Genomic DNA, 23,509 nt, shown 5'->3' with positions numbered 1-23,509 from the left:
GAAACATTGTCGCTGAAATTATCCCGGTAAAAATGCTTGACCGTTCAACCCGATCGCATTATTCTCTAATCGATGTTTGTAGGTTGAGAACAATGTAAGGAGGCTATCCGTTTATGACAAATACGACAGAGAAAGATCAAGCTTTAAACGAGCCGGATTATTCCTCAAAAGACTATTTTGAGTTGATGACCAAGTATTGGCGAGCAGCCAACTATATCTCCGTTGGTCAATTGTATCTGCAAGACAATCCGTTGTTAAAGCGGCCGTTAACTAAGGCAGACGTGAAGTTTCACCCGATTGGCCACTGGGGCACGATTGCTGGCCAAAACTTTATTTATACGCATTTAAACCGAGTTATTAAAAAATATCACTTGAACATGTTCTATATTGAAGGATCAGGCCACGGCGGCCAGGTGATGGTCTCCAATTCATACCTGGATGGTAGCTACACGACTATTTATCCTAATATTACCCAGGATGAAAAAGGCCTTCAACGGTTGTTCAAGCGTTTCTCGTATCCAGGTGGGGTTGCCTCTCACGCCGATGCCAAGACACCAGGTTCTATGCATGAAGGCGGCGAGTTGGGCTACTCATTGTCGCATGGGGTCGGAGCAATTTTCGACAATCCCGATGTTATCGCAGCCGTTGAAATTGGTGATGGTGAAGCAGAAACGGGGCCACTAGCAGCTTCGTGGTTCTCCAATGTTTTTATTAACCCGGTTAAGGATGGCGCGGCACTGCCAATTTTGAACTTGAATGGTTTCAAGATTGCGAACCCAACCATTTTGTCACGTAAATCGGATGAAGAATTGACGAAATACTTTGAGAGTATGGGTTGGGAGCCGACGTTTGTTGAAGGCGACGATGCTGAAAAGTTAAATCCGGTAATGGCCCAAGCAATGGATTCAGCAATCGAACGCATTCACGCGATTCAAAAGAAAGCCCGCGAAGGCTCAGCTGATGAAGCAACGCGACCAACATGGCCAATGATTATCCTTCGGGCACCAAAAGGCTGGACCGGCCCAAGAGAGTGGGACGGCAAACCCATTGAAGGATCATTTAGGGCGCACCAGATTCCAATCCCGGTTGACTCAGAACACATGGAACACGCTGATGCGTTGGTTAGCTGGCTCAAATCATACAAAGCAGAAGAACTATTTGACCAAAACGGCACCTTGAAACCAGAAATTCGGGCAACGACCCCTGATGGGGATGCCCGAATGGCGGCTAACCCAATTACCAATGCGGGCAAGAACCAAAAGCAGTTGGATTTGCCGGATTGGCGCGATTACGCGCTGGATAATTCCAAACGGGGAACTGGTGAAGGCGGCCAAGATATGCTCGAATTAGGGAAATTCTTCAGGGATGTCATTAAGCGTAATCCTGATAATTTCCGATTATTTGGCCCTGATGAAACGGCCTCCAATCAGCTGCAAGATGCCTTTGAAGTAACCAAACGGCAATGGCTAGATCCAATTCAAATGCAAAATGATCAGTGGATGGGTGCCAGTGGCCGGATCATCGATTCACAACTTTCAGAACATCAAGATGAAGGTTGGCTTGAAGGCTATACTTTGACTGGTCGTCACGGTGTTTTTGCAAGTTATGAAGCCTTTTTGCGAGTAGTTGATTCTATGTTGACGCAGTACTTCAAGTGGATTCGTGAAGCCGATGAGCAGCCATGGCGTAAAAAGTACCCATCCTTGAATATCATTTCATCTTCAACGTCATTCCAGCAAGATCATAATGGGTACTCACACCAAGACCCAGGGGTTTTAACGCATTTGGCTGAAAAGAAGCCGAAGTATATTCGCGAGTATTTACCGGCCGATGCGAATAGTTTGTTGGCAGTGATGCACAAGGCATTGAATATGAAGCAAACTTTGAATATCACGGTGGCTTCTAAGCATTTGCGACCACAATTCTACTCAGTGAAAGAAGCAGAGCAGTTAGTTGATCAAGGCTTGAAGGTCATCGACTGGGCAAGTACCACGAAGGCGGGTGAAGAGCCAGACGTTGTGATGGCTGCCGCGGGCACTGAACCTAACCTTGAGAGCTTGGCAGCAATTGGTATTTTGCATCAGCAGTTCCCAGATTTGAAGATTCGTTTCATTAACGTAGTTGACTTGTTAAGATTGCATTCACCACAATTTGATCCCCGTGGGCTGAGTGATGAAATGTTTGATAACTACTTCACCAAAGACAAGCCGGTTGTCTTTGCCTTCCACGGTTACGAAGACCTGATTGAAAGTTTATTCTTCCGTCGTCACAATCACAATCTGCATGTTCATGGTTATCGGGAAGATGGTGACATCACAACACCATTTGACATGCGAGTACTCAACCACTTGGACCGATTCCACTTGGCCGAAGAAGTTGCCAAAGATGTGTATGGCGAGCAATCTGCTGAATTTACGTCGAAGATGGACGATAAGCTCCAAGAGCACCATGATTACATTCGCCAAAATGGTGCCGATCTACCAGAAATCCGAAATTGGGAATGGAAAGATTTGAAGTAGGGCGTTGATTACACGGTAATTGGTAGAAGTTAATAGTAAAAATGAAGTCTCTTTGCCTGTTATGGGTGGAGGGGCTTTTTTGCGGGAGTCAAATTTATGAGTAAATTTGATTTTCTGCGAACAGCTAAATCCTTACTTCCATAGCTCATGCCGATCACGAGCAATCAATTATGATTTTGCAACTTAGCACCGGTAGTGGCTGGGGGGCTACTTCAGAGGATAGGTTATTATCCCCGAGACGGTTTCCTTCAAAGAAATTCCTAATAATGATATAATGTAAGCGGTGTCATTGTGAGCTATGTATCAATTTTGTAGACCAAGTTAATGGTTTGTGAATTTAAATGAGGGGGTACTTGTGATGGGCAACACCAAGCAAGCAGATTTACGACACGCCATTTTGAAATATGCTGTGGCAATCGCACTTTTCTTTGGCTTTGGAATGATTGGTAATAGTATTGTGAGCATGGGAGCAGAGGAATCCAATCAGCCAAGGGTTGCCGCTGATGCAGTGATTGACGATTGGATGCCGGATAAGAACTTGCAGACAATCGTCTTAGTGGAGTTGCAGCAAAAAGACGTTCAAATTAACGGTAGTCGAATTTCATCGACAAACCAGATAACTCAGCAGCTCTTGGATGATGAGTTAACGACTTTGAGAACCGTTAGAAATCATAGTGAGGATCCCACCGGTCAAAGTGTTCAGTATGAAAATCAAGCTTACTATAATGCAGTGATGAATGTTCGAAGCCTTGATGGTCTGCAGTATGCAACCCGGTTGACCAGCATCGAAGTTTCACCAGATACCGATGCTCAAATGAGATGGGATGGTGGCATTTCAAATGGGAGGTTGGCAGACATTGGTGCTTTGACGGGATTAAGCAACTTAACCACGGTGAATATTTCGCTTAACAGCGTTCATGATATTAGTGCTTTAGCAGGTAAAAAATTAGTATTCAAATCTCCCGTAAATGGGATGGTTACTGATTTAAGCCATAACCAAATCACTGATATTTCGCCACTTCAATCTTCAGCGGCGACACTTGATCCCAATCTGACAATTGGCTATCAACGCTACATGTTACCAACGATCACGGTAAACAGTCACATTGCCAGTGTGGCCAGTCCGACCTTTACAATTAAGAATATTGAAGGTCAAGCAGTGCTGGTGACGCCTTATTATGATGATGCTTCTCAAGATAGCTGGTTTGGTCGATACGCCAGTACTGCCAATGGGGGTCCAATTGATACACCTAAATCACAAATTAACTGGACAGATTTAAAAGCAACAGAATTTCTTCCGGAAGGCAAAATCGGTGGCTACCTGACGTCTACTTGGACCGATAAGTTGTTTGGAGAAGTTGGCTTTCCTTATGATGGCGTAGTAGTCCAGCCCTTTGTTCTTGATGATGAGGTTGGTAATATTAACGTTCAATTTAAGAACGCCGATAATGGTCAAGATATCCATTCGCCGATGCTACTGGCCGGGCCGTTGGGCGATAAATGGAATTTAGCGTTAAGTGGCTCTAATAGTTTCAAGCTTGCTGACACTGGCTCGACGCAAAACCAAAAGATTCAAGCCGTTATTGATGCATTGAAAGATCAGTATCAATTCAATCAAATTTCGGTTAGTGATCCCGCTGTTGGAGAATATACTAACGATTCCGTGCCAACGATTACTTATAATTTTAGTACAAAGTCAGAACCGGTTGCCGGCAAACCGGTGATTGTTCGTTACGTTGATGCAGATAATCCATCCCAAGTCATTGCGCCAGAAAAAATAGTTAATGGTAACGTTGGCGACACTTACGACGTTAGCGGCCCGCAGTACAAGCTGACTATTCCAACTTATACTTTTAAAGATGTTCAAGGACCGCTAAGAGGTACGTTTGATGCTGAGAAGGGCGCTATCGTTTATTATCGATATACTCGCAACCAATCACCAATACCAAATCCGCCAATTAATCCGGTAAACCCAACGCCTATTCCAGAACCAAGTGGGCCGAACGGAGATGGTTCTGGAACAATCACCGCCACTGAGCCAGCTCAACCAAGTAAATCCGAAATAGTTAAAAAAGGTAGCGCGGTTTATGCTTTAAAGAAGATCTATTTATATAAGAATAAGAACTTCAAAAAGAACGAACGATTGGCTAGTTATACGCGTAAACCACGGATTAACCGGCCGATGTTTGTGGTAACGGATACGGCTAAGTCAAAAAATGGCAATCTCCGATATCTTGTAAAAGATGTCAATCATCATAGCAAAACTGCCGGTAAGATTGGCTATATTACCGCTAAGTGGGCCTATGTTCGTCCTGTTTATTACCAAGGTAAGCATCAAACCTTAACAGTGATTGCGGCGCGCGGGGTAAATGAATATAAAAATAAGAACTTAACGGGCAAGGTTAAGAATTTCAAGCAAGGAACTCGCTTGAAAGTTAAAGGGTTCGTTAAGCATAACCTAACGACCCGATATAAATTAAGCAACGGTCATTACATCACTGGCAACCGAAAGTTAGTTTTTGCAGGCAAACTGAAACAACCTCAGCAAATCAAAGTTAAGCAGCCAATCTATCGTTACAATAATGTCAACTTTGGCAAGCGCAATAAACAGATCAAAAAGGGGACCCTCTTGAAAGTTAAAAATTGGCAATATTCACATCCAGATTCAATGGCAACCTTTGGGGCTAAACGATATCAAGTTGTTGGTGGGTATGTAACCGCTAATGGTAGATATGTGAAGATATTTAAGTAGTTATCAAGTTTATTAAGTTATGAAGCCACTTCAGTGATTGAAGTGGTTTTATTATTCTTTCAAATAGGTGAACCCAAAAGTACATTCTTAACTCAAGAGACAGGAACGTCCCAGCTCATTTTCATTGAAGCCGAATTGCCAGCAACTTGCCGCTTTGAATGGTGTTAAGTGCCACGAAGTCAAACATACTGAAGATAATTTGACATCTTTATAGGGACTGCGATACATTATATAGTAATCATTACGATTTACAAACGTTAATTGATCATTAATGAAATTATCAAGTGACAATTTTAGATCGTGATGAAGTTAGCTTAATGGTGAAGCATAATAGTGAAAAGGATGAAGGCAAAAATGGATAAGCGAGTTGCCGTGACAGTGATTTCCGGCTATCTTGGTGCAGGAAAAACAACGCTCATTTTGCACTTATTAAAATGTAAGGAAGATAAACGAATTGGAATTATTGTCAATGATATGGCGGCAGTCAATGTGGATAAGAAGTTAATTGAACGCAGCCCCTACTTTTCAAAGGCTGACAAGCTAGTCCCCCTAACTCACGGTAGTATTAGTGGTAAGCTACAACAGCAGCTGGCGGATGCCGTTTACCAGTTAGCGGCTAGTGGTGAAGTTGACGTGATTTTGATTGAATCATCGGGAATTGTTCAGCCAGATATGGTGGCCAAAATAATTGCTCGGGGTGAAACGACGGATGGACAAGCGTTATCAAAACGATGCCGTTTGGACACCAATGTAACGATTGTTGATGGGTTCCGAGTCCTGCATCAGTTTATGCCCGGCGATGGGGCGTACAATCAGGACTTCACGCAAAGTAACCAACTAATTATCAACCAGATTGAGTTCTGCGACGTACTATTATTTAATAAAACCGATCTTTTGACTACCGAACAGCGGCAATATCTTGAACAGTTTGTTCGCCAACTGCAACCAAGCGCAATTTTTATTGAAACTAAGTTTGCAGTGGTTCCCGTGAATCAAGTCATTAATACGCACTTATTTGATGAGTTGCATGAATTAGAGGCATACGATCGTTCGGGCGATTTGAGTCACTTTAGTTCTTCTCATGATCTAGGCTTTGGGATTGATTCGTTTGTTTATCGACGCCGACGACCGTTTAACCCACTGCGATTTGACGCTTGGTTGGATCATTGGCCACCAGCAATTACCCGGTGTAAAGGGGTGATGTGGGTGATGACTCAGCCCAATCGCGTTTTCACAATTTCTCAAGCCGGTCGTGCGATGGACATTATTCCATCAGGTTATTGGATTGCTTCAATGAAAGATTGGGAAATCCAGAAGATGTTTACTGTTCGTAAAGGACTGAAGAAGATTTGGGATGCTCGGTTTGGCGATCGGATGATTGAACTGGTTTTGATTGGGCAACACATGAATCAGCAACAAATTATTCAACAGCTTGATAATTGTTTGATGCGGGATGATGATGTCGTGGATATTAAAAGCGATCCGTTTAGATTGCAGCATAAGTAATCCTTTTTACAAGAAAATAGTAATAATTACTATTGACATAAATGTGCTTTTCCGGTAATCTCCCCTTGAGGAGGTGAAATTTTAGCTGGTAAAGCACATTTTTAGGAGAATAGGAGTGATTAACATACTAACTGTTCAGGGAATCAACGTTACCTATCAGAACCAAAAGCGAGTATTATCGGACGTTTCTTTTTCGCTCCCTGCTGGAACGATTACTGGCATTATTGGCCCGAATGGCGCTGGTAAATCAACACTGCTCAACGCAATGCTTTCGATGATTCCTCATGGTGGTTACGCTAAGTTTAACGGGACTAGCCTTGCGGAAATTGCCAAAAAGATTGGTTACGTTCAACAGACTAGCCAAGTTGATCGTCACTTTCCCATTACGGTCGCTGAAACGATTAGTTTAGGCATCGTGCCAAGGCTTAAACTATTTCAACGGCTTGGTCGCAATAAGCACCAAGAAGAAATTGATTGGACGCTGGCACAGATTGAAATGACGGAGTTTGCTAACCGACAAATTGGTCAACTGTCTGGCGGCCAACTTCAGCGGGTAATGATTGGTCGCTGCATGATTCAGCACCCCGAGCTTATTTTATTGGATGAACCATTTGCTGGCATTGATGCTCACAGTGAAGCAACCATTATGAGGATTCTTAATGATTTGAAAGCTGATGGCAAAACAATTCTGATGGTCCACCATGATTTAGCGAAAGTGCCAACGTATTTTGACAATATAATTATTATTAAAGAGAAATTAATTGCTGCAGGACCAACTAAAGAGACGTTCACGGCTCAGAATATGAACCAGGCGTATGGGTTGCCGATAGTTAATATGCAAGGAGGAGTTTAATGTTTGCAAATTTTTTCAGTGGCCTTTCAGAATTTCACTTCCTCCAAAATGCTTTGATAACTTCAGTGGTTATCGGAGTAATTGCCGGAACGATTGGCAGTTTCATTATTTTGCGTGGCATGTCATTAATGGGAGACGCGATTTCCCATGCCGTTTTGCCGGGAGTCGCGATTTCGTTTATGCTGGGAGTTCATCCGCTAATTGGCGCCGCAGTATTTGGCGTTGTCGCATCGTTTTTAATAACATTAATCGGTCAGAATAGTGTCATTAAAAGCGACACGGCAATTGGGATTACCTTTAGTACCTTTTTGGCACTTGGGGTTATTTTAATTGCACTAGTTCCTACGACCACTAATTTATTTCACATTTTATTTGGCAATGTTTTAGCGGTTCAGGATCAAGATATGTATTTGACAATCGGGATTTCGATCGTCGTGTTTTTGACAATTATCATGTTCTTTAAGGAATTATTACTGACTTCCTTTGATCCAACGATGGCTAAAGCGTTGGGGATTCGCGTGAACTTTTATCATTATTTGCTCATGACGTTATTAACACTGGTCGCAGTCGTCTCGATGCAGAGCGTTGGCACCATCTTGATTGTGTCATTGTTGATTACCCCGGCGGCAACGGCCTATCTTTTTGTGAACCAATTGAAAACAATGATGATCGTTTCTGCTTGTCTTGGCGGGTTGACATCTTTTCTTGGCTTATTTTTGGGATACAACCTCAATATTGCGGTTGGCTCATGCATCGTCATTGTTGGCGCGATAATTTTTGTAATCAGTTTTATATTTTCACCAAAACAAACCCTAATCCATCGGAGGAGATTAACCAATGAAAGTAAAATCAATTCTTAGACTAGCTCTTGTTGCGGTACTAGGCGTTTTCTTGACGGCCTGTAGCCAGACAAAAAAGGATTCAAAGTCGCAGTCGACTCCTGGAAAAACAGTGTCAGTGGTTGCCACTGACACGATTATTGGTGATATCGCCAATAATGTTGCCAAAGGCCATGCAAAGGTTCATGTGATTGTCCCGACTGGCCAAGATCCACACGAATATGACCCGCTACCGGATGATGTATCAAAAACGGCCAAAGCTGATTTGGTCTTTTACAATGGCCTTAATTTAGAAAACGCCAAAAATGCTTGGTTCACGAAGATGCAAAATAACATTGGTGACTCAGTTAAGAAAAAATCATTTGCGGTCAGTGATGGCGTCGAAGCAATTCATCTTGAAGGTAAAGGCAAAACAAATAAGCAAGATCCTCACGCTTGGCTTGATCTAAGTAATGGCATTATTTATGCAAAAAACATTGCTAAGCAACTGGAACGCGTTGACCCAACCCATAAAGCTGCCTATCAAAATAATTTAAAAAAATATGTTGCTAAGCTCCAACGGTTGGATAGTCAAGCCAAAAGCAAGTTTAACAAGATTCCGAACAATCAAAAGTTAATCGTAACAAGTGAAGGTTGTTTCAAGTACTTTAGTAAGGCCTACAACATCCCTTCTGCTTATATTTGGGAAATTAATACCGAGGTTGAAGGCTCCCCGGATCAGATTAGTACGTTAGTGCATCGCTTGAAAAAGACAAAGGTGAAATCATTATTTGTTGAAAGCAGCGTGAGCCAAAAACCAATGAAGACAGTAGCTAGAGATACCGGTATCCCGATTCACTCAACCCTATTTACTGATTCAATTGCCAAAAAGGGGGAGACGGGTGATAGTTATTACGGCATGATGAAGTGGAACTTGGAAAAGATTGCTGAGGGATTGTCCGCCTCATGATGGCTTCAGTGATGAAAGATTAAGACATACAGTGATGACTGGATTGAGTTTGGTTCAGCATTGAATGATAGTTAGTAAAATGACCCAATTGTAAAAAGCCCGCGGCAAAAATCTACCGCGGGTTTACTATCACCAAAAGTTACTGGCTCTCTTGAATCATTATTTTTATTGGCTGTCCCCCGCCAGTCTTACCAGCATGGCGGAGGACAGCTCTAGCTTTAAACCGTCAAGACTTGCCCTTGAGGGGGCATCGTCAATGATGACAAACATTGGTCGGCTGTTCGTTTTTGTTTTGGATGGCCAATGAGTCATTGCGTTCTTTTATGCGTCCTTTTAAAGGGGCGCTTTTATACATATAAGTTGCTTTGGCCGCGTAAATAGTAGCACCCTTCTCAGCGCACCTAGTGTTGTTGGGGAATGCTTAGATTACTTTTAGATTTGTAATCAAAATACTACCAATAATAACTAAAACCGTCCCAGCGATAATCTTAACCATCTGGTCGCGAGTTTTGCGTTCCTTTAAGATATAGATACCACCAAAGGTGCCAACGATAATCCCCAGTTGTGATAAAGTGGTCGCCGTTGCTTGGCCGATAGCGGGGTTGGCCGAGGAAATAAACATGAAGAGGTTACCAACCGCCCAGTCAAGCCCAGTTACGATATTCTTAAAAGCCGGTTTTTTGAATAAGCCGTGTTCATGGAGAATCAAAAGGCCAATCAGCAATGACCCAATTGTTTGGCCAACTGCTTGGGGGGTGACAATGGCCGTCATATAGTTAATCCCGTTGTTAGCGCTATGGATTTTGTCGCTGATATAGCCAACTTTAAAAAGCAGGTTTGGAAAAATAAAATAAAGCGCAAAACCGATTGTCGATAAAAGCAGGGCAAGCAATCCTTGACCATACGAGTGCGGCCGCTTATTATTAGCCCGTTTTTCAGCGTTTGACCGCGCCGCAATGGCCATGGCACCAAATGTCACCAAAGCGATCGCCAAAACGCCAAAGCTCCACATCCGAACGCTGGTCCATTCACCTAGGACAGCGGCGGCCAATAAGGCGTTAGAAACAATCTGGGCGGCCGTTGAAAGTGGGAAAGCTGCAGAAACGCCCATTTTTTTGTAGGCAAAGAATTGGCCGGCCGTGCCGACTGACCAAAATAATCCGGAAAATAGACCGACTAACCAAATACGACCAGTGACTTCGACGCCAGTTGGCAAAACAAAGAATAGGTAAACGCCGATTCCCAGTAAGAGGGCACCGCAAGATTCCCCAAATGTTTGCTGAGCCGCTGAACCGCCCATTTTTGTTCCGATAATCCCCGTGGCTCCCCAAGTCAGTGGGGGAATTAATGCAAGTAATAAACTCATTATTCTTCTGCTCCTGTATTCGGTATCAAAATTTTGTTCTAAAAACGATAACAGCGGAAATTATATCACAGACGCTGATGATTTATAAGATTTACGCAAATAGTTTTGCAGTTTATCAATTAGTTGAATTATACTGAATCTAATTAGATTCCTATTGAAAGAAGGCAAGTTCTCATGACCCTCCATACAATTTTAACGCCTAAATGGATTGCCTTTGCCAAATCGATTTCCGCTGCCAATCCGCGGCTGGAAGGATTTGTTCCTAGCGAAGGCGGCCATTCTCCCAAACTATTACTGCTGGGAGAGGCACCGGGTGATCAAGAGGTTAAGCGGGGGCGGCCGTTTATGGGACCAGCTGGCAAGGAGCTTGATCGCTGGCTGGCATCACTAGGATTAACCCGCGAAGATATTTACATCACTGGAGTTGTCAATTCCCGACCATTTTCAATTGGGCGAACTGGCCGCAAACGGGATCGGCGGCCCAACCAGACGGAAGTGAAACAATCTGCACCAATGTTTGATTGGGAGTTGGCTCAATTTCCGGGGATTTTATTGGTGCCAATGGGCAATGCAAGCCTCCAGCGCCTTCTTGGCAATCATGCTAAAATTGGCGAGTTGCACGGGCAATTATTGCAGCTACCGATCCAACAATTTGACCAAACAACCAATAAGTTTAAGCTAACAACAAGTAAACGGCGGATTTTCCCGCTGTATCACCCATCATATTCTAAACGTTTCAAGAATATGCAGGCGGTTGTTGATGCCGATTCCTTGAAGCTAAAACAACTGATTGATGATGAAATTAAAAGGGCAAATAGCTAGGCATTATTAGTTGCCAGGCTGTACAATTTAGATGAAAGGGGTTTGTAAAATGAACTCTGTTAAGTTTACAAGTGATCAATTGATTATTGAACCAATCGGCCTTGATAAGGTATGGGCGTTTAAGAGCCGACTCAGCATCCCGCTCAAACATATTTCTGAGATGGTGGTTGAATCAATGGATCAGCTTAAGGCCGATGGTAAATGGAATCACATCAAGATTCGAACGTTAGGGCTTGGCCTGCCACATAAAAAGAGTGGCACTTTCCAAGGTAACGTATCTAAATCGTTTGTGAATATTTCTGGTAAACGGGATATTTTATTCATTAAATTAGATGGAGAGGCTTACGATTACCTGTTTTTGACCGTTGATGACCCATCTAAAGTTGTCAATATTTTTCAAAAAATGCGACAGCCTTCGTGAACTTTGTTAAGAATTAGAGGGGAGCGCTTGTCATGAACTCGAAATCAAGGGATATCATTTTGGCGGTGCTGACACTCGTGGCGGTAATAGGAGTGGTACCGACCAAAGCGGTTGCTAAGGGGGAAAGGCAACCACCAAAAAAAGCATTAATCACGCAGTATTATTATGAAACCAAAAAGCCAATCAAGGCAGCGATTACCGTTAGCAACCCCACTGCCAATAGAGCAATGGATCGTTGGATGACAATTCCGAAGGGCACGATTGTTTTGGGGCAGCCGGTGGTTGTTAAAAACAAGCAGATTAAACAGATTACCATTAAGTCGACTAGCTTGAGCTATGCGGTTAAAAAGACCGCCTTACTGCCAGGATATTATTTCGAGCAGTGGCAGGACTTAACCGGCAATGTTGCATACAGTCATGCGCGGTTTAAGAAAGTCTCAAAGCCAACGTATACGCTACCCAATAGTGATGGGAACCTTTATCTCGGCAGTGTGCCCAAAGCCTATCCGAATACATTTCTAAGTGATAAGGTGGCGATCACCGCTGATGGATACGTGGAACGATATCGATATGATCCAAGTAATGGCCCGGAAGGCTTTTCGAATCGACCGATTGGAATGGCTAAGATTACCAAGTCAACGGTAAAGGGGAATGTCCGCTATCTTTATTATCGAACGCATATAACGGGACTAAATGATCAACGAGTTCGCCGAACTGGGCAATATCGTTATCGGCTTAAATTAGCTGACCAGTATATTCGCACCCAGAGAGTCTGGGATGGTGGCAAGCAGGCGTTTGTTGCGGATATTTACTACGCTCAGTACCGAGTGGGTAATCAAGCTTACTATACAGAAGTCGGCGAAAAGGCGATTGACGATTGAATTGTGGACAAAGATGGGCTACTAAGCCAAGCTGAGCACGTGATAGTGGGCAATCCTTTATTGGCTTGTAGCTAAATAATAATGGGCGGTGTTTTTTAAGTCGTTGAATTTTGAGCTTTAACCCAAAAACCTTCACCTAGTCTGATTAGGACTGAGCGAAGGTTTTTTAATTGGGGTATACTATCTAATATCTAACGGTTGTTTGCTTGTTGGTTTTGGAAATTCAGTATCAATTTGAGCCAATTCATCAGCAGACAACGTAATATTGGCAGCTTTAACGTTATCGACGGCGTGCTTAGGATCACCAGACTGTGGGATTGCCAAAGTATTACCATCTCGAATTGCCCAAGCTAGGATAATCTGCCAAGGGGTCGCATGATGAGCAGCGGCAATCTCATTAACAACTTGATTGGTTGTCAGGCGACCGCGTTCGTCACCGGCGCCAACTGGCGTGTAGGCAATAAATGGAATGTGATGGTCGCGCTGCCAGGGTAAGAGACTGTATTCAACCCCCCGACTGCCAATATTATAGAGGTCTTCATTGGCAGCAACTTGATCGCCACCTGGCAAAGCCAATAATTCTTGCATATCAGGTAAATCAAAGTTAGAAACGCCCCAATGTTTAATCTTGCCCTTTTGTTGCATTTTTTGGAGGGTTTCAACCGTTTCGCTTAACGGTACGGCACCACGCCAATGGTAGAGGTACAAATCAAAGTGATCAGTGCCAACTAATTTTAAGCTTTGATCCAAACTGTGTTCGAGACGACTAGCCGAGGCGTTGGAAGGAAGAACCTTGTCGATGATGAATAACTGATCACGGTTAATCGTTTGAATTGCTTCGCCGATGAGGTTTTCACTGCGGCCGTTGCCATACATTTCGGCGGTATCGATTACTCGGGCGCCAGCATCAATTCCAGCTTGAATCGCCTTGATTTCTTGAGACCGGGTAGCCGCGTGGTCGCCCATGTGCCAAGTCCCTAAACCAATTGCAGGAACCGTCGTATCACCAATCGTTAATTCGTTCATAACTAAGTACCTCCTAATAATAAGTGAGCGGAGCAAAGCGGTTAGAAAGCGGAGTGTAAGGCTCCTCAGCCAGAAATTCCCGGGCTTGGAATTTCTGGCTGAGGTGCTTACACGGAGCTTTCTGCTTTGCGCAGCTGTCCTAAAAAAGTGAGCGGAGCAAAGCGGTTAGAAGCTGGAGCCTAAGCTATCTTGGCCGGAAATCCTGGGCTTGGATTTTTGGGCAAGATAGCTTAGGTGCAAGCTTCTGCTTTGTGCAGCTGTCCTAGTATAAGTGAGCGGAGCCAGGCGTTTCACGGCCGTCGGAGTGTAAGGCTCCTCTGGGGGATTCCCGGGCTTGGAAGCTTACATACAAACGCCTGCTTTGCCCCATCGCTAAAGTGACAATATTAAAAGTATACCGCAGCAATCAGACTTTGTGAAAAAAGCTAGCGATTTTTAAGCCAGTTAAATAACGTTTCTGCTTTGGCGATTGGCAGATAACGCAACTCTATTAATTGATTATGATTGCCATGGCGGACGCTGACCTGGACGTGCGCCAGTTGATTGCGATGCATCCAAATTGACTGACGCAGGCCAAAGGATTGGACGTTCTTTTTGGGAATAATGTACTGGGAGCGGGTTAACCAGTGACCGTTTTGCATGATTAGCTGATTATTATTGATTGCCCAGCCCGTATTACCAGCTGCATACCACCCCAATAAAATTGCTGGGATTAACAAGAAAAGGCTCAATCCCCCTAAAAATTTGAAAAAATAAACGCAAATCACAATTAACGGCGTTGTCATTAACATAGCGTTGCGGATGAAGTACCAATAACTCTTTTTGGCTAAATGATCGAGTGCCACCTTTTGATGGGGTGTCCAGTTAATAAACGCCGCCAGTGTCGCAAAGGCTTTGGAGGTATCTACAACCGGGATAATCATCAAATCATTGCTCTTTTCATCGTCGCCGGCAGAAGAAGCTGCTAAGGCTTGGATAGTTGATAGCCGGCATAATTGTCGAATAACGTTTTGTTTCAAGCGGATTGCTTGGATTCGATTAGTGGGGATGGTCACCGAGCTACGTTGAAACAGGCCCTGGTACGTTTTGAGCTGACCTGCCTGAGTGGTGAGGGTGAATTTGTAATATTTTTGAATGATCGTTAGGTATGAGGTAATAATGCTGACGATGACAATTAGAAGGCCAACGGCAACGATAATGATCAGTGATTGGTGAATAATTTTACTGGTAATCGAGTCGATAATACGTTGCGGAATCATATCTTGAATTTTAGCGTATAAGGCAAATAAAGCCCCGATTAACGGAAAAATACCAAGTGAAGTGAGCGCAAAGACATTTAAGTCGTGGGGGTTAATAAGGTAACTAGGCGTTGCTAACCTATCAGTTTCTGCCGGATTGCTATCCCCAATCGGCTGCTGCCCTGCTGCTTGGGTTAACCGGTTGCGATCAATTTGAGCTCGAACAGACTCATTGACTAGTGGTAAGACAGCTTCAGGACTATGGTCGTCGTGACCGGCGGTTTCAATCTGTAATTTTTCTAAGTGGAAAGGCTTAAGGAAAAACCATTGACTGCGCTGAATGGTTTGGATGCGACCATAAGGGATATGCGTGTGCTTTTTAACAAAAATACCTGAGTTAATCGTTAGCATGTCCGGCCCAATTTGAAAGGTAAAACACCAATAACGAACGGCAATAATCAAGACAATCAAAGCGATTAATCCCCCGAACCCTACCAAGGGATTGATGCCGTGGCGCTTTAAAAAACTATTTAGTGGTCCCACTGTCAAAATAATATAAACCAACCAATCAAAGAGGTTATGAAACAAAAAGTAAAACAGAGCGAGTAGGTTGAGATGGTGCCGCTGATCAGACGTCATGATCGTTCACCTCCACGGCGAGTGCCATAATTTGCTTTCGCAGTTGTTCACCAACTTCTGGCTGGAGGCCGTCAATTTTATGAGACGTTGAAGCCGTGGCAATTCGGACCTCTTGGAGCTTTTGGGATTGAAGAATTGGCCCAGCGGACAGCGTGACGTCTTGAACTCGGGCAATTGGAATTGACACTAATCTGCGGAAAATAAACCCTGAGCGCAGTTCAACGGCGTCATCGGTTAAAGTGTATAGCCAAAATGAATAACGATAAGGAACTAATGATAGTTCAACGACAATGTCAATTAGGGCCAAAGCGCCAAAGCCAATGGCGCCATAAACCAGCCAGTGCCAATCAAACAGCTTAAAGGCAATGTAAGCACCAATCCCAATGGCAGCAAGAATGAGAAAGTTGATGACAGCAGAAATCCGCCAAACGGTTTTAATTTTTGTGGGTAGATGGTTAGATTCAGTCATGGGTGATCCCTTTCTTTTTCATATGTTTAAAGTGAGCGAAGCAAAGCGGTTAGAAACTGGAGCATAAGGCAGCTTGGCCGGAAATCCCGGGCCTGGATTTTTGACCAAGCTGTTTTATGCGGAAGTTTCTGCTTTGTGCAGCTGTCCTAAAATCAGTGAGCGAAGCAAAGCGGTTAGGGATCGGAGTGTAAGGCTCCTTTGCAGAAAATTCCCGGGCTTGGAATTTTTTGCAAAGGTGTTTACGCGCAGATCCCTGCTTTGCGTAGCTGTCCTAAAATCAGTGAGCGAAGCAAAGCGGTTAGGTGCAAGCTTCTGCCTTGCGCGACTATTCCAATAATCTCAATAATAGCTTAACAGATTGAACTATCAAAATGGCTCTCAAAATTAAATTTAGCAGGAGTTATGATGGACAGTATGAGCCTGATAGCGTTATACTAGCTTTTACGCTTAAGGTTATCGAAAGGGGGCAACTAAGTGACCAAAAAAGTTAGAAACGCCATTATTGTGCTAATTTTTGGCAACTTTTTAGTGTGTATTGGTATGAGCCTGATTTTTCCGGTAATGCCATTTATCAAAAACGAACTTCATTTATCTGCTACTGATATGGGGATTATGAATTCGCTATTTGCGTTGGCACAACTAATTGCCTCGCCAATTATTGGCCAGATTTCAGATCGAATCGGTCGGAAACCAATCCTAGTATATGGCCTCTTGCTCTATATGGTATCAGAAATTTTGTTTGCGTTAACTAATTGGCTCTGGATGTTCGATGTTTCTCGAACAATCGGTGGCCTGTCAGCGGCAATGGTTGTACCGACGACGAATGCTTTAGCCGCTGACCTGACAACCCCAAGACAACGAGCCAGAGTGATTGGTTTACTGTCGGCGGCGTTTAGTGGTGGGTTAATCTTGGGACCTGGGATTGGCGGGATTTTAGCCAAGTTCGATTATAAGACACCGTTTTGGTGTGCCGCCGTTCTTGGCTTCTTGAGCATGCTATCTTTATTGTTAATGTTGCCAAGTGAAAAAGAAATTAAAAAAATTGCCAGCCGAAATGATGTGCCACCAGTCCTTACAGAACGAAAGCGATCCAGAGCGTCTTGGGCACAAACTAAAAAGTTATTTAGCGGCCCAATGGGACTACTCTTTATCTTGATCTTAATTTCGTCATTTGGGTTGGTTGGTTTTGAAAGTATTTACAGCTTGTATGTGAACGAGGTCTATCAATTTACAATGGCTAACATTGCGTTGGTATTAACGTTAAACGGGCTGACTTCGTTGACGTTTCAAGCGTTGTTGTTTGACCGGTTAGTTGTTTGGCTGACTGAAAAACGGCTCATTCGCTACTGCTTTTTCTTATCGTTTGCTGGTACCATCTGGATTATGCTGGCTCATTCAAAACTGGAAGTGATCATTGCGACACTCATCGTCTTTACTGCGTATGATTTAATTCGACCGGCGATTACAACACTGCTGACAAAGGCCAGCGCAACGGCTCAAGGTCTGATTAATGGTGTCAATATGTCATTGACCAGCGTGGGCAATATTATTGGGCCAATTATGTCTGGCGCTCTGTTGGATCTTAATTATCATTACCCTTACATGGTAGTGACTGCCTTTTTAATTGCTTCGTGGTTGATGACTTATTGGGTAAAGCAAAAATTTACGGTGACCTTATAAGTCACCCGTCAATGTGCCATATGCATCAGGTCGTTTTACACTAAAAATAGTGAGTTGTGCTATCCTGTAACTGTAATCTAATAATGAATGGAGATGTTCTTTTTGGCTGGCTTAGAGTCAACGATGGAATTAAATAATGGCGTTAAGATGCCTCGATTTGGTCTCGGGGTTTGGAAAAGCGATAATCACGCAGCCAGAGATTCAGTCGCAGCAGCGATTCGCAATGGCTATCGCGCAATTGACACGGCCAAACAGTACGGTAATGAACGCGGAACCGGTGCCGGCATTAAGCTGGGCTTAGAGCAGACCGGTTTAAAACGAGAAGATCTGTTTGTGACGACTAAGCTTTTTAATGGCGATCAAGGGAATTATGAGCGAATCTCGAAAGCCTTTGAGGGTCAATTAAAAGACTTGGGACTGGATTATGTTGATTTGTATCTGATGCATTGGCCGGTAGACAAAACGTTTGTTGAAAGTTATCAGGCAATGGAGCGATTGCTTCAAGAGGGTAAGGTTCGCGCAATTGGCGTTTCTAATGTTGATAATCAACGAATGGCACAACTCATTGAGGCGGCCGACATTGTGCCAGCCGTCAATCAGATGGAATTTAACCCAACCAACCAAGAGCAGGAAGTTCTCAAGTTTGATAGCAGTCACGGTGTTACGATGACGGCCTGGTCACCACTTGGCGGTGGGAATTCTTTGAAAAATCCAGTGATCACTAAGCTGGCAGAAAAATATGGGCGAACGGCCGCGCAAATAATTTTACGCTGGGAATGGCAGCGAAACATCATTACAGTTACCAAGTCGGTTCACGAACAGCGAGTGATTGATAATAGCCATATCTTTGATTTTGAGTTGAGCGATGAGGATGTTCAAACGATTAATCAATTGGATCAGGGCAAACGCAGCTTGTGGTACGACGATTTTAAGTGGCATAATCCAGATGGCCCTTATGGAGATTCAGTCGCCGCTTGGGATGATTCAAATGATGAATTATAATCTGAACTAAGCTGAAGCGTGATTTTTAAAAGGATGTTTAATAGTAATGATCATCGATCGGGATTTTCTGATCAGTGGTCATTTTTTTGAGGGCTAAAAAAGGCCGCGGGAAGCTCAAATATGGCAAATCATAAAAAAGTATGAGGCAATGAACCTTGTTAAATCAACCTTTAGAACCGATGGTGAAGAAAACTGATAAAATGACTGCACGGTTATTGACTATTCAGTCATTGATGATATACTGGGGTCGATTTAAGAAAGTAGCCGATTTTTTGAAAATCTTTTGAGCTAAGAAAGGCCGTGAGATTATGGACGACAACTTAATATTGGCAGTTGAGGGGTTAAAAAAATCATTTGGGAAGTTTGAGGCACTCAAGGACGTTAATTTGACATTACACCCAGGAGAAGTCTTGGGCTTCATCGGTCCAAACGGCGCGGGTAAGTCGACGACCATTCGGGTGATTTTGGGATTGATCAAGGCCTCTGGCGGCTCGGCTAAAGTATTCGGTCAAGATGCCTGGCACGATTCGGTGGCGATTCACCGGGACTTAGCGTATGTTCCTGGCGATGTTTATTTGTGGCCCAACTTAACCGGTGGGCAGACAATTGACCTGTTGCTTCATATGTCTGGTCAGCAGCATACGCCGGTGGTCGATCAATTGATTGACGCGTTTAAGTTAGATACGAGTAAGAAGAACCGAACGTATTCAAAGGGTAATCGCCAAAAGGTCGCACTAATCGCGGCTTTTTCGACCGACGTTTCCCTTTATATCTTTGATGAACCGACTTCTGGTTTGGATCCCCTTAACGAACTCATATTTCAACAGCGGGTAAAACAGCTAAAGGATGCGGGGAAAAGCGTTTTGTTATCAAGTCATATCTTGTCGGAAGTTGAAAAAATGTGTGATACGATTTCAATTATTCGAGAAGGCAAGGTTATTGAAACCGGTTCGCTAGAATCTATGCAGCATTTGACACGAAATGCCGTAACGGTCAAAACGGTGAAGACAATGGCCGACTTGCAGCAGTTAGCTGGCGTTTATCAGCTGCAGTTTAAGAATGATCAGCAAACGGCCGCTGAATTCAGTGTTGATTCCGATCAAATTGGTACAGTGATGTCGACTTTGGCTCAAAAGCAGATCCTCCAAATTAAAACGACGCCACCAACATTAGAAGATCTTTTCTTACGGTATTACCATTCGGATGATACCCAAAAAGCAGGTGAGTAACATGATGCAATATACGCAAACCTTATCGTTGCTTAAGGCTAATTTAAAGCGAGATTGGCTCAAGATTTTGGTTTGGCTGCTGGTTTTGGCGGGAATTTTTATTGCGGTAGCGGCCAAATTTGAAGGTATTTATGGTAGCCGGGCCCAAATTCAAACGATTGCCCAAACATTGAAGTCTGCCGCGATGACAGCCCTGTTTGGGCCAATTACTCACACGTCACTTAATACAGCGATTATCTTTGCTGTTGAAATGGCGGTCTTTTGGGCGATCTTTATGGTCATTTTTAATTACGCAATTGCGGTTGGCGCCAGTCGAGGACAAGAGGAATCCGGTCTAACTGAAATGATCCTTGGCGGCCACCCAGTTGGTCGGCTTGCTCCGATTAGTGCCGTGGCGTTAGAGCTAGTCATTGCAAATGGCCTGTTTGCGATCATTGCGGGAATTGGGATGCAGCTAGCCAACATGCCAGGCAGTGATACGACTGGCAACTGGCTGTTTGCGATTTCTTTGGCGGCCGTTGGCTGGATGTTTGGGATGATTTCACTGGTGTTTTCCCAATTAGTGGCCGATAGCCATAACGTGTTGATCTATGGATACTCGTTTTTTGGCCTAACTTATCTGGTTCGAATGATGACGGACGTTGCCAACCCTGATTATACCTGGTGGTCACCATTCGGCTGGATCGAAAAAACTAATATTTATGTTACGAACAATTGGCTGCCGGTTTGGCTGTTTCTAGGGCTTGGGATTGTCGCATTTGCTGTTGCAGTTGGTTTGAACGTTCATCGAGATATTGACGCAGGGATTATTCAGGTCCGTGGCGGCAAGCGGTCCAGCCGATTTTTACGTGGGCCGGCTACTTTATTGTTCTGGAATCAAAAATCAATCAGCCTGTTTTGGATTATTGGCATGGCGGTTCTGGGAGCAAGCTATGGGTCAGTCTTCAACAGTATTGGTAAGTTAGTCAATGATTCTCCCATAATCCGCCAAGTTTTAGGCCAAAGTGGGGTTCGAACATTGGAACGAAATCAGATTTTGTCCTTTGTTGGCATTTTGGGGATCATTTTTACAGTTCTAGCGGCCATTGGTGGTGCGATGGTCATTAGCCACCTTTATACGGAAGAGCAAAGAGGCTATCTTCAGCTGGTAAATACAACTCCTCATAGTCGTTACTATTTGCTGCTAACTTATGTCGCATACGGCGTGGCTTTAGCAATGATTATCTTGTTTGCGGCGTTGATGACAACGATGATGGTTGGCAACGCCACGCTCACGCAGCCGCTATCGATTAAGTATTATAATCGAACCTTTGTGGCAATGCTGCCGGTCTTAATGCTGTTTATCAGTGCCTTGGTCTGCCTAGTTGGCGTTTGGCCCAAATTCCGCTCGATAGTTTGGCTATTATTAGGCAGTGCATTTATCATTTCGTACTTTGGCCGCCTAATTAATTTACCAAAGTGGGCAATGAAACTGTCCCCATTCTATTGGTTCGATAAGGTCCCAATCCATGAACTCAACTTGACGCCGGTTATGTGGTTGCTGTTGGTATCAGCAGTATTATTAGTGATTGGATTTGTGGGGTATGGGAGACGAGATTTGGAAAATTAGAGTGCGCAGCCAAGCGCTTAGAAACCGCAGCATAAGTCTCCTCCAACGAAAATTCCCGGGTCTGGAATTTTTGTTGGAGGTGCTTATGCGGAGGTTTCTGCTTGGCGGAGCACGTTTTAGCTAAGTCGCCATGGATCGGAAATCCCCGGGCTTGGGATTTTAGTTAAAGTTGCTTATGCGCAAGCTTCTGCCTGTCAACTAAGCGTTACACCATTTATCATCAATCAACCAAAATTGTATCCAAAAAAAGAAGGCTAACCATGACAAAACGATTACCTCGTGACCCCCAAAAAGAACAGGCAATTTTAACTGCTGCTGTCCAAGAATTTGGGCAGGTTGGCTATCAAGCCAGTACGGATAAAATTGCGGAATTAGCTGGGGTCTCTAAAGGGTCCGTATTTAGATATTTTAATAATAAACAACATTTATATTACAAAGCCGTACAACGGGCGATCGACACGATCATGGCCGTAGTTGACTTTTCAGTTTGGACGGATTCTAAGGACCTCGTGAGTATGATCATTCGGGCAACTAAGTACAAAACAGAGCTTTCTCACCAGTTTCCAAATGAGTTTGGCCTACTGATGCGGGTGTATACCAGCGATTCGTATGTGCCTAAGCCAATGCGGGATCGGGTGACGAAGATGTTTACTGAGTTGGAAACCAACTTGATGCATACGGTGATTGAAGCAACGATTAGTCATCTTAATTTACGGCCAGGATTAGATCATAAGAATGTCCAAGTCTATTTGACGATGTTTTTAGCGACGCTTTCCCAAACCATTCAGCAATATTTTGAAAAGCATCCAGATGTTAAGAAAATAGAGGATATGAGCGACATCATTGACCAAGTCAAATCCTATATGGATATGTTAGAGCATGGGATTGTGGTTGATGATTAATGAATTGGCAGTCACCTTGTGAGAGGGTTTTAAACTTAATTTGATTCAACCCAAAAACGACCATCCAACGGTTTTTCCGTTCAATGGTCGTTTGTTAAAATTCTTGTCACAAAAATGGTTACTTAGAAAAATTGTTCTATTCAGATTGCAATCATGATTGTACTAGAAGTATCCTTATGGCATGACAACATCGTAGTGATTGCCAACAATCGCGGTACCGCGGTCATGGACGACACCCTCGCCAAGTGGGGTCTGGACGTGAGTACCAAATGGCACGTCTGAAGGAGCAGCGACGATGAGATAACCATCTGCATCATAACCACCATGATTAGTGGTGCCGTCAGCAAAAGCAGCTCCTGTGTAATAAGTCCATTTTTTACCATTTTGGTAAACAACCCCTTGTGATTGGAAATCCGCTGGGGAAATGATGGCGCTGCTGGTTGCATCACTTGAACTGGTACTGCTTGAAGAATCAGAACTTGAAGTAGTATCGGCAATAATTGCACTTTGATGTTCATTGTGAACGGCTGATGAAGTCTTCATATGGTTCTTATTGGTTGACTTGTTAGCATCCTTGCCAACTGTTAACTTTTGGCCAACCAAAATCATGTCAGCATCGGATAGATGATTGCGTTGGGTAATGCCGCTAACCGTATCATTGAATTTATCAGCAATATTAGCAACAGTGTCACCGGACTTAACGGTATAGGTGTCGGCATTGGCCACGACACCGCTGAACCCTAGAAAACCGGTGATAACTGATAATGTAAGTAGACTCTTTTTGATCGTAAAAACCACCTTTTAAAT

The 23,509-nt window shown here is 43.6% G+C and carries 19 protein-coding genes; 14 read left to right on the top strand and 5 right to left on the bottom strand.

Annotated features, from left to right (window positions below):
- Positions 1-113: 113 nt before the first annotated feature.
- The 6 genes from YK48G_RS11640 (at position 114) to YK48G_RS11615 (ending at position 9,418) form a co-directional block, all read left to right on the top strand.
- On the top strand, positions 114-2,519 hold the full coding sequence (locus YK48G_RS11640) for a phosphoketolase family protein (RefSeq protein WP_203630881.1): 2,406 nt from the start codon (positions 114-116) through the stop codon (positions 2,517-2,519).
- A gap of 358 nt (positions 2,520-2,877) precedes the next feature.
- The gene (locus tag YK48G_RS11635; protein ID WP_203630880.1) at positions 2,878-5,271 is read left to right on the top strand and encodes a DUF5776 domain-containing protein; all 2,394 of its coding nucleotides are present in this window, start codon (positions 2,878-2,880) and stop codon (positions 5,269-5,271) included.
- A gap of 354 nt (positions 5,272-5,625) precedes the next feature.
- Positions 5,626-6,777 carry a CobW family GTP-binding protein gene (locus YK48G_RS11630; protein WP_203630879.1) on the top strand — a complete coding sequence of 384 codons (1,152 nt, stop codon included), beginning with the start codon at positions 5,626-5,628 and terminating at the stop codon, positions 6,775-6,777.
- A gap of 115 nt (positions 6,778-6,892) precedes the next feature.
- Entirely contained in the window at positions 6,893-7,630 is a 738-nt protein-coding gene (locus YK48G_RS11625) for a metal ABC transporter ATP-binding protein (RefSeq protein WP_373300218.1), read from the top strand.
- Positions 7,630-8,490 (top strand): metal ABC transporter permease, encoded by an 861-nt coding sequence (locus YK48G_RS11620; protein ID WP_203630878.1) that lies wholly within the window; start codon positions 7,630-7,632, stop codon positions 8,488-8,490. Before YK48G_RS11625 ends, YK48G_RS11620 begins: the two co-directional genes overlap by 1 nt.
- Complete coding sequence (locus YK48G_RS11615) at positions 8,468-9,418, top strand: metal ABC transporter substrate-binding protein (protein WP_203630877.1); 951 nt, start codon at positions 8,468-8,470, stop codon at positions 9,416-9,418. The genes YK48G_RS11620 and YK48G_RS11615 overlap by 23 nt, the downstream gene beginning before the upstream one ends.
- A 421-nt stretch (positions 9,419-9,839) precedes the next feature.
- On the opposite strand, the gene YK48G_RS11610 is transcribed toward YK48G_RS11615, so the two are convergent.
- Complete coding sequence (locus YK48G_RS11610) at positions 9,840-10,784, bottom strand: GRP family sugar transporter (protein ID WP_203630876.1); 945 nt, start codon at positions 10,782-10,784, stop codon at positions 9,840-9,842.
- Positions 10,785-10,958: 174 nt separating this feature from the next.
- On the opposite strand from YK48G_RS11610, the gene YK48G_RS11605 reads away from it, so the two are divergent.
- Genes YK48G_RS11605 through YK48G_RS11595 form a run of 3 tightly spaced genes read left to right on the top strand, consistent with a single transcriptional unit; the run spans position 10,959 to position 12,908 of the window.
- Entirely contained in the window at positions 10,959-11,606 is a 648-nt protein-coding gene (locus YK48G_RS11605; protein ID WP_203630875.1) for a uracil-DNA glycosylase, read from the top strand.
- Positions 11,607-11,655: 49 nt separating this feature from the next.
- A complete protein-coding gene (locus YK48G_RS11600) occupies positions 11,656-12,027 on the top strand; it encodes a hypothetical protein (protein ID WP_203630874.1) in 372 nt (123 codons plus the stop codon).
- Positions 12,028-12,059: 32 nt separating this feature from the next.
- Complete coding sequence (locus YK48G_RS11595) at positions 12,060-12,908, top strand: hypothetical protein (protein WP_203630873.1); 849 nt, start codon at positions 12,060-12,062, stop codon at positions 12,906-12,908.
- Between the two features lie 180 nt (positions 12,909-13,088).
- Here YK48G_RS11595 and YK48G_RS11590 read toward each other — a convergent pair whose 3' ends face one another.
- The 3 genes from YK48G_RS11590 to YK48G_RS11580 form a co-directional block, all read right to left on the bottom strand.
- On the bottom strand, positions 13,089-13,934 hold the full coding sequence (locus YK48G_RS11590; protein WP_203630872.1) for an aldo/keto reductase: 846 nt from the start codon (positions 13,932-13,934) through the stop codon (positions 13,089-13,091).
- A 425-nt stretch (positions 13,935-14,359) separates the two neighbouring features.
- Positions 14,360-15,811: a PH domain-containing protein gene (locus YK48G_RS11585; protein ID WP_203630871.1), complete on the bottom strand. Its 1,452-nt coding sequence runs from the start codon at positions 15,809-15,811 to the stop codon at positions 14,360-14,362.
- Entirely contained in the window at positions 15,801-16,280 is a 480-nt protein-coding gene (locus YK48G_RS11580; RefSeq protein ID WP_203630870.1) for a PH domain-containing protein, read from the bottom strand. The genes YK48G_RS11585 and YK48G_RS11580 overlap by 11 nt, the downstream gene beginning before the upstream one ends.
- A 474-nt stretch (positions 16,281-16,754) precedes the next feature.
- Between YK48G_RS11580 and YK48G_RS11575 the strand changes: the two genes are divergently transcribed.
- The 5 genes from YK48G_RS11575 to YK48G_RS11555 all read left to right on the top strand — a co-directional run bounded on the left by YK48G_RS11575 (position 16,755) and on the right by YK48G_RS11555 (position 22,702).
- Positions 16,755-17,960 carry an MFS transporter gene (locus YK48G_RS11575; protein ID WP_203630869.1) on the top strand — a complete coding sequence of 402 codons (1,206 nt, stop codon included), beginning with the start codon at positions 16,755-16,757 and terminating at the stop codon, positions 17,958-17,960.
- Between the two features lie 147 nt (positions 17,961-18,107).
- Positions 18,108-18,962: an aldo/keto reductase gene (locus YK48G_RS11570; RefSeq protein ID WP_203630936.1), complete on the top strand. Its 855-nt coding sequence runs from the start codon at positions 18,108-18,110 to the stop codon at positions 18,960-18,962.
- A gap of 308 nt (positions 18,963-19,270) precedes the next feature.
- Positions 19,271-20,191, top strand: a complete 921-nt coding sequence (locus YK48G_RS11565) for an ABC transporter ATP-binding protein (RefSeq protein WP_203630868.1) — start codon at positions 19,271-19,273, stop codon at positions 20,189-20,191.
- Between the two features lies 1 nt (position 20,192).
- Positions 20,193-21,800, top strand: coding sequence for an ABC transporter permease (locus YK48G_RS11560; protein WP_203630867.1), 1,608 nt, complete (start codon positions 20,193-20,195; stop codon positions 21,798-21,800).
- Positions 21,801-22,060: 260 nt separating this feature from the next.
- Positions 22,061-22,702, top strand: a complete 642-nt coding sequence (locus YK48G_RS11555; protein ID WP_203630866.1) for a TetR/AcrR family transcriptional regulator — start codon at positions 22,061-22,063, stop codon at positions 22,700-22,702.
- A 174-nt stretch (positions 22,703-22,876) separates the two neighbouring features.
- Here YK48G_RS11555 and YK48G_RS11550 read toward each other — a convergent pair whose 3' ends face one another.
- On the bottom strand, positions 22,877-23,428 hold the full coding sequence (locus tag YK48G_RS11550; protein WP_232365366.1) for a LysM peptidoglycan-binding domain-containing protein: 552 nt from the start codon (positions 23,426-23,428) through the stop codon (positions 22,877-22,879).
- Positions 23,429-23,509 lie beyond the last annotated feature (81 nt).

The organism is Lentilactobacillus fungorum (genome assembly GCF_016860605.1).
Lineage (GTDB): Bacteria > Bacillota > Bacilli > Lactobacillales > Lactobacillaceae > Lentilactobacillus > Lentilactobacillus fungorum.
The sequence above is the reverse complement of the archived record's forward strand: the minus strand, read 5'-3'. Positions and strand labels throughout refer to the sequence as shown.

Excerpts from the sequence above, each read along its gene's own strand:
- YK48G_RS11635 (WP_203630880.1), top strand. The coding sequence starts at position 2,878 with ATGGGCAACACCAAGCAAGCAGATTTACGACACGCCATTTTGAAATAT.
- YK48G_RS11585 (WP_203630871.1), bottom strand. The coding sequence starts at position 15,811 with ATGACGTCTGATCAGCGGCACCATCTCAACCTACTCGCTCTGTTTTAC.
- YK48G_RS11600 (WP_203630874.1), top strand. The coding sequence starts at position 11,656 with ATGAACTCTGTTAAGTTTACAAGTGATCAATTGATTATTGAACCAATC.
- YK48G_RS11630 (WP_203630879.1), top strand. The coding sequence starts at position 5,626 with ATGGATAAGCGAGTTGCCGTGACAGTGATTTCCGGCTATCTTGGTGCA.
- YK48G_RS11555 (WP_203630866.1), top strand. The coding sequence starts at position 22,061 with ATGACAAAACGATTACCTCGTGACCCCCAAAAAGAACAGGCAATTTTA.
- YK48G_RS11610 (WP_203630876.1), bottom strand. The coding sequence starts at position 10,784 with ATGAGTTTATTACTTGCATTAATTCCCCCACTGACTTGGGGAGCCACG.
- YK48G_RS11605 (WP_203630875.1), top strand. The coding sequence starts at position 10,959 with ATGACCCTCCATACAATTTTAACGCCTAAATGGATTGCCTTTGCCAAA.
- YK48G_RS11615 (WP_203630877.1), top strand. The coding sequence starts at position 8,468 with ATGAAAGTAAAATCAATTCTTAGACTAGCTCTTGTTGCGGTACTAGGC.
- YK48G_RS11595 (WP_203630873.1), top strand. The coding sequence starts at position 12,060 with ATGAACTCGAAATCAAGGGATATCATTTTGGCGGTGCTGACACTCGTG.
- YK48G_RS11640 (WP_203630881.1), top strand. The coding sequence starts at position 114 with ATGACAAATACGACAGAGAAAGATCAAGCTTTAAACGAGCCGGATTAT.
- YK48G_RS11620 (WP_203630878.1), top strand. The coding sequence starts at position 7,630 with ATGTTTGCAAATTTTTTCAGTGGCCTTTCAGAATTTCACTTCCTCCAA.
- YK48G_RS11565 (WP_203630868.1), top strand. The coding sequence starts at position 19,271 with ATGGACGACAACTTAATATTGGCAGTTGAGGGGTTAAAAAAATCATTT.
- YK48G_RS11590 (WP_203630872.1), bottom strand. The coding sequence starts at position 13,934 with ATGAACGAATTAACGATTGGTGATACGACGGTTCCTGCAATTGGTTTA.
- YK48G_RS11580 (WP_203630870.1), bottom strand. The coding sequence starts at position 16,280 with ATGACTGAATCTAACCATCTACCCACAAAAATTAAAACCGTTTGGCGG.
- YK48G_RS11560 (WP_203630867.1), top strand. The coding sequence starts at position 20,193 with ATGATGCAATATACGCAAACCTTATCGTTGCTTAAGGCTAATTTAAAG.
- YK48G_RS11570 (WP_203630936.1), top strand. The coding sequence starts at position 18,108 with ATGCCTCGATTTGGTCTCGGGGTTTGGAAAAGCGATAATCACGCAGCC.